The sequence below is a fragment of the Anaerotignum propionicum DSM 1682 genome, from assembly GCF_001561955.1.
Classification (GTDB): Bacteria; Bacillota; Clostridia; order Lachnospirales; family Anaerotignaceae; genus Chakrabartyella; species Chakrabartyella propionicum.
Map to the genome: position 1 here is coordinate 2063154 of NZ_CP014223.1, position 12766 is coordinate 2075919.

The following is a 12766-nucleotide window of genomic DNA, read 5'->3' on the forward strand; positions in this document are numbered from 1 at the left end:
AAAAATGAGTACATCCGTGCTGATTTTTTCTTTACATAGCTAAAGCCTTTTTCTATTGAATTTTTCATTAAAAGTCCTCCCTTATTCAAAATAATAATCGACGGTGTAAGTTATGTTAGATTTGTTGTACATGCAATTATGGTTTGTGTAGTAGTAGAATTCCAATTTGGAATATAGTCCACTGTTTAGACTTCGTTCAAAAGTGATACCGTTATTCGTTGTTTCATAGTCAAGCTGATCCCATGCTTCTGTAAGTATGTTATACCCTCTAACTCTGCCGTAATCGTTACCGCTGTGACCCGATACAGGGGGAACGGTAAAGGTATATCCCGTGATAGTAGCTCCTTCAATGCCATTTTCCAAAATGGTAGAGTCTGGGCCTGACAAAGTCATACCGCCCGAACCGTTTGAATCAGCAACGAAGAACATAATGGCAGCCCAAGGAGATTCTGCTCCTGCACTATCTACAGCCTTGACTCTCACTACATTTTTGCCTAAAGGGTACACTGCCGATTCCGATGGTCTGTTCTCCCATACATAGGTGATGGCATCTCCATCTGCATCACTGCTTTGTGCTGTGATGATTACTGCAGTTCCGGGTGTAACGCTGTTTCCATTAGGAGTTCTGGTAATCACAGGCCGTTCCGGTGCAGAGTTTGCTACAGTGAATGTCTTTTCCGACCACGGAGAATAGGAGCCTACTGCATCTTTTGCACGAACCTTTATGGTGTATGTACCTACTGCATAGTAGCCATCTGCATTTTTGCCCTGCCATTCAAGCACAGTTGTATCTCCATCTGCATCCGCCGCTGTAGCAGAAATGTTCACTAAAAATTTGCCATCTTTCACTGTTCTGGTTGGGGTTACTGTAAAGTTTGTAATAGTCGGTGCACTGCTTGCAATTGTAAACGTCTTCACAGCCCACTGGGAATACGCCCCTGCAGTATCTTTTGCACGAATCTTCACAGTATGTGTTCCTACCGCATAGTAACCGTCTGCCACTTTGCCTTCCCACTCAAGCTCAAATTTATCTCCATCTGTATCCGCCGCTGTAGCAGAAATATTCACCAGAAATTTACCATCTTTCACTGTTCTAGTGGGAGTTACTGTAAAGTTTGTTATAGTCGGTGCTACGTTTACCACAGTAAAGGTTTTTACCGCCCACTGAGAGCACTCTCCTGCAATGTCTTTTGCACGAACCTTCACGGTATGTGTTCCTACCGAATAGTAACCGTCTTCCACTTTGCCGTCCCACTCAAGCTCAAATTTATCTCCGTCTGCATCTACCGCTGTAGCAGAAACATTCACAAGAAATTTACCATCTTTCACTGTTCTAGTGGGAGTTACTGTAAAGTTTGTAATGGTCGGTGCACTGTTCACTACAGTAAAAGTTTTCACTGTCCAATCGGAATACGCCCCTGCAATATCTTTGGCACGGACCTTCATCGTATGGGTTCCTACTGCATAATAACCGTCTGCCACTCTGCCATCCCACTCAAGTTCAAATTTATCTCCGTCTGCATCAGCCGCCGTGGCAGAAATGTTCACCAGAAATTTGCCATCTTTCACGGTTCTGGTTGGGATTGCTACAAGATTTGTGATAGTCGGTGCAGTGTTGGTCACTGTGATTTCCTGGGTACACCTACTCTCTCTGCCAAGAATATCAGTTGCAACAGAAGTAAATACAAATTTACCGGTATTTGAAATTGAAATATTTCCACCTTTTTCAGTCAGTGCTCCTGTATAGCTTTCTGTTTCGCCATTTTTGGTAAGTGCCCAAACAATCGATGCATTTTCAGTATGCTTTGCATTTGAAATCGTCACTGGAAAACTATTTCCATAGTGAACATCTGACGGCATTGTGAAAGTAAAATCCAATACCGGCATAATTTTGATTTCTTCACTGTGGGTATAGCTTCTTCCTAAAAAGTCTGTCATGGTTGCCGTTAAAACAAACTCACCATATTCCTTGAAAGTCACCTTTCCACCAAGTGCATTCAATGTTCCATCAAGCACTTTGCTTAAAGAGACAGCCTGACCGTTTTTATTCAGCGACCATTCCACTGGGAGGGCATTGTTATGCCCGCTTGTTCTCAGGTCAATTGTAGTATCGGTGTAAGCCACTTTCGGTAGGTTGAAGTCAATTGTCAGCACTGGCAAAACCTCGGTTGTTTTCTTTGGCTCAAAAAGGAATACTCTGCCTGTTTCATCAGTCACTCTGGCAACAAGCTCGTAAATTCCTGCCCGCTTAAACTTGATATTTCCTCCTGCATCGGAAAGCGAACCCTCCACAAAGGTACTCCAATCTTGATAACCAAAGCTGTTATCTACAAGCCATTTAATGGTGAGCCCATCCAAATCTGTGCTTTTTACCGTTATTTCAATTCCTGTATCCGTATGTGCATATTGCGGTTGCGTATAGCTGACCGTTGGCACAGGATACACCTTAATTTGCTGTTCATAGGAATAGGCTCTCTGTCCGTCATCGGTAAAGGAAGCTTTCAGAATATAAATTCCTTTTTCCTTGAAACCCACCTCCCCACCTTCATTGGTCAAATCCCCACTGATAAATTCAGAAAGCTGTACATCTTTACCGTCTTTATTAAGAGACCACAAAGCAGTATGGTTTCCGATTTCGTTTAGTGTTGCTTCCACATTTACTGTATCATCGGTGTGGAGAACAGATGGTAGATAAAAACCAACAGTGCCAACAGGATATGCAGTTATTTCTGCCGTATCTATAAAAATTCGCCCTGTTTTATCAGTTAGTGTAGCTGTAATCTGATAAACACCCTTTTCCTTGAAACGAATATTGTTTTCTCCAAGGCTAAGTTCACCCTCAATGAAATTTTTAATATCTACGGGTTCTCCATCTTTCTTAAGTGACCAATTTACGGTCATCTCCTCAGCGTCTTTTGTCTGAACATGGAAAGCAATGGTTTTGTCTGTATGGGTAACAGACTGCAAGGTCAAATTGATTTCTGCAACAGGATAAATATCAATATTCTTTGATACCGTACAAACCTTACCAAGCTCATCGGTAATCGTTGCAGTAAGTTCATAACTGCCTTTGCTGTTAAACTGCACCGTTCCCCCTTTATTACCAAGTTCTCCTGTAACGGCATTTTCAAGCTTCACTGCCATACCATCTTTTATCAGATACCATACTACAAGGTTTTGACCAAGATTTTCTGTTTTCAAATCCACAGCAATGCTGGTGTCTGTATGTGCTGTTTGTGGCATATAGAAGTCTGCCGTCACCACAGGGTAAACTGTAACGGTTTGCTCACAGGTGATTTCCTTTCCAACACTATTTTTTGCTGTTGCAGTAAAGGTGTATGTCCCCTTTTCCTTGATTTTGACAATACCGCCGTTTGACTTTAGTTCTCCCTCCATAACGTCAGGTATTTCCACGGAAATACCATTTTTCAAGACAGCCCAAGCTACTGCGCTTACATTCTGGCTTTCGCTTTTAATATCAATTTCTTCTCCCACATACACTGTTTCGGGAAGAATGAAACTAAACTGTGGCTCAGGCACATAAGATGCACCGCCACTGCCTCCATGGGAGTTTTTCCCCTCTGGATTTTCAATCACAGAACTTTGTTCTTTCTCTCTCTTAATCTGTTCGCTGGCTTCTTCCTCTTTTACAAGCATTTTAAAGGCTTCTGCACGGGTTGCACTGCCACCCGGTTGCATCGTTCCATCGGGATAACCACTAATAATGCGATATTTCTTCCCCATGCAAACGTAGATCTTATCCTCGCTTTTAATCAACTGTGCATCGGTAAAGTCAAGTTCACAGATACAATCTGTACTGTGATTTTCTGTCCCCAATGCACGAACCAGCATTTTCACCATCTCCAATCTGGTAATCGGCTCATCTGGGGAAAATTGTTTTTCTGGATATTCTTCTTCTAAAATAATATCAAGGCTGGTCAACTTGGTGATGTTTTTTTCCGCCCAATGTCCCTTGATATCAGTAAAATCAGAAGGTCTATTGACTGCACCATCTTTATTCCTTTCTATTTTGCGGTCAACCAGTGCTGTAAATTCTGCTCTTGTTATGATTTCATCGGGATGACAAAGGCCATCGGGAAACCCAGATATCACACCCTCATCCGTCAGCTTTAGGATGGCGTCCTCTGCCCAATGCCCTAAACTGTCTTGAAATATTGGCTTTTCTGCATATACACTCTCACTAAACATTACTAGTACAAGACAAATAATCAAAAATAGAGAAGTTGTCTTTTTTAGGTTCTGTTTCATACCATCCCTCCGTCAGCCAGCATAATTGAACATTTCCTTAATCTTGGTTTCCAAGGTTGGCATCACCACATCCCCAAATAATGCATAAAGTCCTGCAAGAAGTAGTCCTCCCAAAACCACAGCAATAAGTATTTTAACGGCACTGTCTACGTAATTTTCACCACGGTTATTGGCTGCTGCAAACCGCAGTTTTGCAGACTGCAATATAAAAAACGACTGTACCTGCATTGCCTTTCCCTTTAAAAAAACCACTGCCTTTTTTACTATATTTTTCATTGTATATCCTCCTAATTTCACATGGTCATCGTTGGAGCACTGCTTTGCTCCTGTGTGGATGTCTCTTGTTTTTGCTCCTGCTTTTGAGACAATGCCTGTTCATATGCACCCATCACTGCTTGGTCAAATTCCTTTCTTGCTTCTGCGGTGCAAGGAAAACAAATATCCTTGTATTCTCCGTTTCCTGCTTTGTAGCTGGGCATGGTAACAAATAGGCCTTTACTGCCATCCTTCACCTTAACACCCCGAATGACAAAGGCTTCATTAATATTCACAGTTGCCGTTGCCTTTAAAGTACCTTCTGCTCTTATGCTTTGGATTTTCACATCATAGTTAAGCTGGTTGTTTTTCTTCATATTCATCATCCTTTACATTTTTATTGACATGTCCTGTTTCGGCTGTTCGAAGTCAATCTCCTTAAACCCAATTCGGTCTACATAATGAAAAACACTCCCTTCGTCATCATAAAGTTCCACTACATCGGACATGGACAGGGAATGCCCCTCATAACCGTGAGGGTGGTCAATATTGAATTTGGTATAGATCCCCTCTAAATCGTTGGTAGCAAGCTCGCCATCATAAACGGTTTCATAATTTTCAATCCTTGGTTCACCAAATTTCTTTTGGCTCTCTTCCAAAGAAATAAACCGCAAATCAAAGTCCGAATCGGCTTTTAGCTGCCAGATTCGGACTCTTTTTAGTGGCTTGCTTTCCCCATTTAATTCTGCCAGCTTTTCACCCCTGGAAAGCCGTTCAAATACACCGTCTGTCCAAGTGGCTGAGAGATTTTTCTCGGCCAGCCATTCTTTCAGTTCTTCCCTTTGAAACATGGTATCCACCACTGCATTTTGCTCTTTTACATATCCAGCTGGATTACCGTAGTAGTAAATAAAGCCCTTTTTGATTTGTATATTACTCATTTTTTACCCCCTTACTGCATTTCCATTCCCCCCATGCTTTGACCTTCCACCATGCTCACTCCCATCTCCTTTCGCTTTTCAACTGCCCAGTCAGGTAGGTGTTCCGCTTTTAATTCTCCAATAAAATCTGAGCGTTCATACTGACAACGCTCACCGTCAGCCAGAAATCGTCCGAACACCTTTCTTCCACTAGCTGTGGGAGAACAGCCAAATCCGCTCTCACACAAAACAAGCTGGTCTCGAGGATTTTTATACTCATCCTTGAGGTTCGTGGCACGAAGCACCATCACCTTCCCCTCAAAGTTAAGCCCCGTGGCATCGTTACAATGTTTTGCTTCCCACAAATTCAAGGCTTGGTAGGCTCGCCTTGCCTGATTGATAAAGCCCTCCAGCACTGCAGGGTGACTATCCACTGCATACTCCAGCCGTTTATCAAAGCCCTGAATCTTATCGGGTAGAATAAAAAAACTATTTGCCCACTCCTTATTGTCACGAGAAAACCTGCCGTCATAACTTTTTTGCTGTACTGAATTAGCAAGAACAAAATTAACTCTGTCATAGCCAAACTGAGAAATCACTTGCTCTGCCGTGTTTTTTTCAAGCCTTAGGCCATCGAAATGTTGACTGATGGCTTTTTCAATGGCATTTTTACAATCTACATTTGCTTTATGGGATTCCTTGTATAAACTTAGCTCCTTATTTCCCTTTGCAAACTGAAAACTATAAGGATATACATAATTCTTATCCATGAAGAAATTCCCCCTTTACAAGCAATGCATCCAGCTCGCCCATACAAATTCCATAGTTTGAAAGCAATTCACGAATATCCTCGGGAATATCTGCAATATCATGGTCGTATTCTGCCTGTTCCACACGGACAATTCCGCTGTCTTCCTCAGCAAAGGCAATCAGCTTTGCATCCTTTGGAATCCCTGCGACTTCCAACATATAATTGGGAATCTTAATATTTTCTGTATCCATTTCCTCACAATGGCCGCAATCCTCACAAGTACCACAATTTTTCGCCAATGTAGCAAGAAGATTTTGAGTGACTTCCGCAAGGGTTGCAATGGTTTTTACCATATCCAATGCCGTCATTCTTGCTCTTGTCAGAATCACAAGACGATCTAATGCAGTAACAACTACTTCATCTCCTAAATTTGCAAATTCAATCATTTCGTTTTCAACAGTCAATCCTTGATGTTCTAATTTTTTCATGTACATTTCCTCCTAATCCTCTTTTAAGTAATATTCAAACTGTTCATCCTCGTCGTCCAAATCAGAAAAAAGATTCATTTGAAAGCTCAAATCCTTTATAACCATCTTCTTTGGATCAAAATTTGTAATAATCACTTCTCTATACTCCGCACCTCCTTCATAACGCTGAGCCAAGTTATTAATACGGACAACTGTGCGAATATGAAAATCCTTATACAACTCCCTGATGTACTCACAATCGTTATAGGACACCATCCAAAGTCCCTTGCAAGCTAAAAGAGTATCCCGAAGTCTTACGTGATTTTCTTTTGCAAAACCCACAGCGTAATGCCCCTCTGTTCCAAAGTAAGGCGGATCACAGTAGATGAATGCTCCCTCCCTGTCATACTGTTTAATGAAGTCCTCAAAATCTTTGTTTTCTATAACAACGTCCTTTAATCGTTCTGAGGCTTCCCATATGATTTTGAAACACTTTCGAATATCACATGGCTGACCACCAAAGGATGTTGTACTACTGCCATAGCTGTACTTTATCAATTTGAAAAAAGCGGCTGCTCTTTTTACTTCATAGAGCTGGGATTTCTTTTCATATAAAAGCTTCATTTCATCAACCGACGGAGGAGGGATAAATTTTTCTGCCAATTCCAGCTCCTCAGCCATATAGGCATCTGTAAATTCTTCCTGTTCAATAAACTTTCTCAAAACCCCAAATTCACCTCTTGAACACAAAGGTAAAAACCCAAGCTCTTTTAGAAAAGCAAGGGGACGTTCTTTCACACATAAAAAAAGGTTTACAAGATTTGAATTAAAATCGTTGTAAACCTCCATGCAGTTCTTTCTCTGCCTTTTCCCAAAGAGTACCCATCCACCACCTCCAAATACTTCTATATAACGTGTATGATTTTTAGGAAACAGCTTATATAATAGCTTTCTTAAAGCCTTTTTCCCACCAATCCACGAAATAAAGCTATTCACTTATCAACCACCTTCCTTCCAAGAAGCAAAAAAGACCGACTGCTTTCCTGCCTAAGCAGAGAAACAATCGGCCTTAAATTTGTTCTTTATCCCCTATTTGTTCTAAAAAATGAAGCTTTCCAAGAACAGTGATCAGTGTCTGCGTAGCATGATACCCATTGTTGTAAAAGTCTTTGATTGCAAAAATTCCATAATGCACATAAGGCTGCATTGGAAGAATCCTTTGATGTTTATCACGGTAGACGTATTTTTTATCAATCAGAAATTGAGTAAACGCCATTGGCTTTAGCCCTAATTCCTTGGCAGTGGTGCGAAAATCAGTGAGCATTTCAGAATCAATCAATTTATCAAAATATTTCCCCTTGGGTACAAGGGTTGCAACCTCATTTTTTAGTTTCTTGTTTTTCTGTGTTTCAAGTAGAAGCTGTTTTAAAAGCAATTCCAAGCTTTCAGGATTTGCCATAATCTCACCAAGCTTTGGCATGGTAATATAAACTCCATGTTTTCTAATGGACGGCAAAACTTCCGTGGTTACCCAGCGTTTAAACTTTTTGGCAGTTGGCAGCTTACTGGAGAAAATAAGGGAATAAAGACCACTTTCGTTGATTGCTATCATTACTCGATTTTGCCTGCCGTCGTGAATTGCGACGCCAGCCTTATCTTCCTTCTCCACATGTTTGGAAAGGCTGTCTCTGGTATTGGAATATCCTAATATTTCTGCCGCATCTTTTCCCACAAACCAAGGTTCTCCGTCAATTAATAAAGTTCTTATTTTGCCGAATTCCTCTTTTTCAAAAATCATAAGTTCATGCATTCACACTCTTCCTTTCCACAAAAACACCGACAGAATGATATTTTTACATCATCCTGTCGGCTGTTTTAAAACTGTTCTCTTTCATTCAGAGTTTTTTCCTACATCACTTCTTTCACTGGCTTATACCCCCAATCCATTGGGAATCCATAAACTGCTCCTCCTGTGGTTTGGAAAGCACCTTGAAGTGATCCTCGTTATGTGACTAACCGCATAACGAGGATTATGCATTGCAAATAAAAATGTGAAGCGATTCGTATCGAACCCCTTTGTTGTATTAAGTTTAAGAGAAAAGACTTTGCATAATATACTTGGAAAAGGTGATACTAACCAGTGTCAAACTAATGCAGGAGGTACACTGATTGGAATCATTAACAATAACTAAGCTAATAGAAAAGGCTCACGAAAATTTACTAAAGCAAAACCCAAGCGAGAGATATATCAGGCGGCATAAGCACATTTGGAAGCTCTTCTCAAACTATGCCCACAAGCATAAAATCACGTGTTTTAGCTCAGAACTGGTAGGCTGTTTTTTAAAAGAAGAATTGAATATTGAGTATACAGATGAAAATTTAAATGGTAATATATCTGTCCATGATTTTGAGACATTTGTCCGTCCCTTGCTTATGCTGTCTATTTTGCAATCAGGAGGAACAATTCTCCGTATATCCAAATTTAACAGAACAGAGGATATAGAATATTACCGAGAAATCATGAAGCATTATGAAGAACTTTGCCAAAAGCGGAACAACAGTAAATCCACCATTAATGCAAAATTATATACTATTCGTCCCTTTTTACTCCATCTTGCACAAAGCGGAATAGCAGATATTGCTCAAATGAAAGCTGAGCACATTCACCAGTATACAATTTTCATTGCGGCACGCGCGCTAAAATCCATAAATCAGAAAATGTGTCATCTTCGCACATTCATTGAATTTCTGTACGAGCAAAAATATATTTCCACGGATTTATCAAAATGTGTCCTTAAAGCACAGAAGCCTCGCCCACGCCTGGCACAAACATGGACAAAGGAAGAAATTGAACGAATTTTAGGGGTGATTGAGCGCGGAACATCTGTTGGAAAACGTGATTACGCAGTTTTTATGCTTGTTACTCAATTAGGGTTGCGAACCGGAGATATCGTAAATATGACATTTGATAATTTACTGTGGGCAGAATGCAAAATACGTTTCATACAGGATAAAACCGGTAAACCACAAGAATTACCGCTTACTGCTACTGTTGGAGATGCAATTATTGATTACTTGAAATATGGCCGCCCAAAGGATGATTGCTCGCAATATGTCTTTGTTCGCCACGCTCCTCCCTTTGGTAAAGTGAAAAACTTCTGGTATGTCATGCAAAAATATTTACGTGATGCACATGTTCCTGTCTGCACGGAGAAGCCTCACGGTTTTCATACCTTTCGCTTTACCTTGGCTACACGGTTACTGGATGAAGAAATACCGATTGAAACAAAATCTGCAATACTTGGACATTCAAGCTCTGACACCACCAGAATATATCTGCGTGCAGATATTAACAAACTTCGCCAGTGTGCACTGAACCCGGAGGCTGTGTATGGCTAAAGAACGCAATCCGATTAGAACATTTGAGTATACCGGGCCTATTGGCAAACATTTAGAAGCTTTCATTTCAGAAAAAAGAGCTGTTGGATTTAAATACAGTGCCGAAGCTTTTCGTTTGCGTGAGATAGATCGCCTCTGTATTGTATTGAATACGCCCCCTGACTCATTGCCACGCAATCTTGTCCTTGAATGGGGATTGAAGCGCTCCCATGAATCTCATAAAACATGGCAGAGTCGTCAAGTTGTAATGCGCCAGTTGACTGAGTATTTCATAAATCATGGTCTGGATACGCATTTGACAACGATTGAACCTCTCCACAAGGAATACGATTTCGTTCCCTATATTTTTTCGGATGATGAAATTGCAAGGATTTTTAGTGCGGCAGATGCGTTAAAGTCATACACCTGGTCTCCACAAAGGCAAGAGGTGCTATCGCTGCTGTTTAGAATACTGTATTGCTGCGGACTGCGATTGGGGGAGGCTTTATCTCTCAAATTAAAAGATGTTGATCTGGAAAATGGAGTTCTAACAGTAATTGATGGAAAAAACAGAACCGATCGCTATATCCCTATGTCGCCGGAGCTTACTCAAAGATGCCGTGCTTTTTCAGCTAAGATGCATCAAGAGCATACACAAGACAGTGTGTTTTTACCGGCTCCTGACGGCGGTTTCTATTCAAAGGGAAGTATGCAATATGCATGGAGTCAGCTATTAAGAGCTGCAAATATCCCGAGAACCGACAATGGTCCTCGTATTCATGATTTACGCCATACCTTTTCTGTTTCATGCCTAAAAAACTGGGTCCGTAACGGAAAGGATTTAAACGCTATGCTGCCAGTGCTTTCCGCATATTTAGGCCATAAACGGTTAAGTGCAACCGGGCATTATTTAAGATTGACGGCAGACATGTACCCGGAGGTTGTTTCAGTATTTGAAGCTAATTTTGGTGGTGTGATACCGGAAGGAGACTATTTGCATGAGGAAGACTGAGAATCTGTTTCCAAAATTGTTAGCCGATTTCCTTAGTATCTACCTGCCTTCACAGCGCAATTACAGTAAAAATACAATTTCTTCTTACTGTGATTCATTTAAATTGTTGCTGAAATATCTGAAGGATGAGCAAAATTTGAACTCGGATCAGATTACGTTTAAGGTCATTAACGCAGATTGCATTCTTGATTTTCTCAGTTGGTTGGAAACATCCCGTAACTGCTCAAGATCAACGGTTAACCAACGGTTGGCGGCAATTCATTCATTCTTTAAATATGTTCAAACAAGCCGCCCGGAACTTATATCCCAAAGTCATAGTATTTTAGAAATCCCATTGCGTAAAACACCATCACCGATGATTGCATATTTAACGCAGGAGGATTTGCAGTTAATTCTTTCTCAGCCCAACGCTACAAAAAAATCTGAACGGCGCGATCTGGTGCTTTTGTGCTTGCTTTATGATACAGGATGCCGGGTGCAGGAACTCGTGGACTTAACCGTTTCCTCAATACGGCTTGAACCTCCGGCACAGATTAAGCTTCATGGAAAAGGTGACAAAACCCGCATTGTTCCGTTGATGTCCAATACTACTAAGCTGCTGCGTAATTATATGACAGAGCACAAGCTTGGTGAACCCCACACCTTACAATATCCATTATTCTGCAATCAAAGGAAAGAACCGCTTACCAGAGCCGGAGTAACTTACATTCTAAAAAAATACGCTGATATGGCAAGAACAAAAAGTTCATCCATCCCACCCAATGTTACACCTCATGTTATGAGACATTCAAAAGCAATGCACATGCTGGAAGCCGGGATAAATATCGTCTATATCAGAGATATATTAGGCCATGTGAATATTTCGACTACGGAGGTTTACGCAAAGGCAAATCTTGAAATGAAACGAAAGGCATTGGAAAAAGTTTCACTTATCCCTGAGCATGATGTCTCTCCGAGCTGGACGGGCGATTCAAATCTTTTAACTTGGCTCGAAGACTTTGGCAAATCTCTTAGCTAAAATTATGTGAAGTGTTTTTGGAAATGAGTAAGCATTTATGCCATTTCCAAGATTACACTTCACATTTTTATTTGCAATGCATAATCCTCACCTATTACAATGCCAAGGGAACGTCCATTGTCCCACTGCATATGCAAAGTTCCTATGTCATCAACTGAAATCACCTCGCCTTGTGTTCCTGCAAGCACGGGAGCATACGAATCATCCATATCTGAAGTAAGCTCAAGCCTTGTGCCCACTGGGTACTGTTCTTTGATTTTTTCAATATATTCTCTTGAAAATCCTCTCATTTTAAATCCCTCCCCTGTTAGTTCTTGTTTTTGCTGATTCTGTTGCACAAGCTGTTCCAGTTTTGAAACCGCCTGCAATATAACAATATCGTGATTGAAACTGTCTGAATCCTTGTAGTTTGAATGAATTCTTTCAACCCCATTTTCTTTTATCAAAATATCTACCGTAGCAATTTCATCCTTTGTAACCCCCAAAAGCTTTTTGCCACTGACTGAGCTTTGGTATCGGTGGATGGCTTCTTCCAAGGAAGGTGCATATTCCAACACCTCATTTTGCAGTCCTAAGTTTTCAAATACAAACCATCGATAGGAATGGTTGACGGCTGGATCGGATGCTCTTTTCAGAGCTGCCAAGCCTTCTTTTGTGAAACCAAACTGCCTATTTTCTACTGCTTCCTTTGGCATT

Annotated in this window: 12 protein-coding genes; 3 read left to right on the forward strand and 9 right to left on the reverse strand. The window is 40.9% G+C overall.

The window, feature by feature from the left end:
• Window positions 1-81: 81 nt before the first annotated feature.
• The 8 genes from CPRO_RS09560 to CPRO_RS09595 form a co-directional block, all read right to left on the reverse strand.
• Window positions 82-4269: an S-layer homology domain-containing protein gene (locus CPRO_RS09560; RefSeq protein WP_066050948.1), complete on the reverse strand. Its 4188-nt coding sequence runs from the start codon at window positions 4267-4269 to the stop codon at window positions 82-84.
• A 12-nt stretch (window positions 4270-4281) separates the two neighbouring features.
• On the reverse strand, window positions 4282-4497 hold the full coding sequence (locus CPRO_RS09565) for a DUF6133 family protein (RefSeq protein ID WP_096348667.1): 216 nt from the start codon (window positions 4495-4497) through the stop codon (window positions 4282-4284).
• Between the two features lie 65 nt (window positions 4498-4562).
• Window positions 4563-4901, reverse strand: coding sequence for a SpoVG family protein (locus CPRO_RS09570; RefSeq protein ID WP_066050954.1), 339 nt, complete (start codon window positions 4899-4901; stop codon window positions 4563-4565).
• A gap of 12 nt (window positions 4902-4913) precedes the next feature.
• Window positions 4914-5465 (reverse strand): YodL domain-containing protein, encoded by a 552-nt coding sequence (locus CPRO_RS09575; protein ID WP_066050957.1) that lies wholly within the window; start codon window positions 5463-5465, stop codon window positions 4914-4916.
• 11 nt (window positions 5466-5476) lie between these two features.
• A complete protein-coding gene (locus CPRO_RS09580; protein ID WP_066050960.1) occupies window positions 5477-6214 on the reverse strand; it encodes a DUF3849 domain-containing protein in 738 nt (245 codons plus the stop codon).
• Window positions 6207-6683 (reverse strand): recombinase family protein, encoded by a 477-nt coding sequence (locus CPRO_RS09585; protein WP_066050963.1) that lies wholly within the window; start codon window positions 6681-6683, stop codon window positions 6207-6209. Before CPRO_RS09585 ends, CPRO_RS09580 begins: the two co-directional genes overlap by 8 nt.
• 12 nt (window positions 6684-6695) lie before the next feature.
• Window positions 6696-7658, reverse strand: a complete 963-nt coding sequence (locus CPRO_RS09590) for a DNA adenine methylase (RefSeq protein ID WP_066050966.1) — start codon at window positions 7656-7658, stop codon at window positions 6696-6698.
• Between the two features lie 73 nt (window positions 7659-7731).
• The gene (locus tag CPRO_RS09595; RefSeq protein ID WP_066050969.1) at window positions 7732-8472 is read right to left on the reverse strand and encodes a BRO family protein; all 741 of its coding nucleotides are present in this window, start codon (window positions 8470-8472) and stop codon (window positions 7732-7734) included.
• Between the two features lie 359 nt (window positions 8473-8831).
• On the opposite strand from CPRO_RS09595, the gene CPRO_RS09600 reads away from it, so the two are divergent.
• Genes CPRO_RS09600 through CPRO_RS09610 form a run of 3 tightly spaced genes read left to right on the forward strand, consistent with a single transcriptional unit; the run spans window position 8832 to window position 12070 of the window.
• Complete coding sequence (locus tag CPRO_RS09600; protein ID WP_066050972.1) at window positions 8832-10061, forward strand: site-specific integrase; 1230 nt, start codon at window positions 8832-8834, stop codon at window positions 10059-10061.
• The gene (locus CPRO_RS09605) at window positions 10054-11052 is read left to right on the forward strand and encodes a tyrosine-type recombinase/integrase (protein WP_066050975.1); all 999 of its coding nucleotides are present in this window, start codon (window positions 10054-10056) and stop codon (window positions 11050-11052) included. The genes CPRO_RS09600 and CPRO_RS09605 overlap by 8 nt, the downstream gene beginning before the upstream one ends.
• The gene (locus CPRO_RS09610; RefSeq protein ID WP_066050977.1) at window positions 11039-12070 is read left to right on the forward strand and encodes a site-specific integrase; all 1032 of its coding nucleotides are present in this window, start codon (window positions 11039-11041) and stop codon (window positions 12068-12070) included. The genes CPRO_RS09605 and CPRO_RS09610 overlap by 14 nt, the downstream gene beginning before the upstream one ends.
• Window positions 12071-12129: 59 nt before the next feature.
• Here CPRO_RS09610 and CPRO_RS15800 read toward each other — a convergent pair whose 3' ends face one another.
• Entirely contained in the window at window positions 12130-12765 is a 636-nt protein-coding gene (locus CPRO_RS15800) for a DUF4314 domain-containing protein (RefSeq protein WP_236782339.1), read from the reverse strand.
• Window position 12766: the final 1 nt, after the last annotated feature.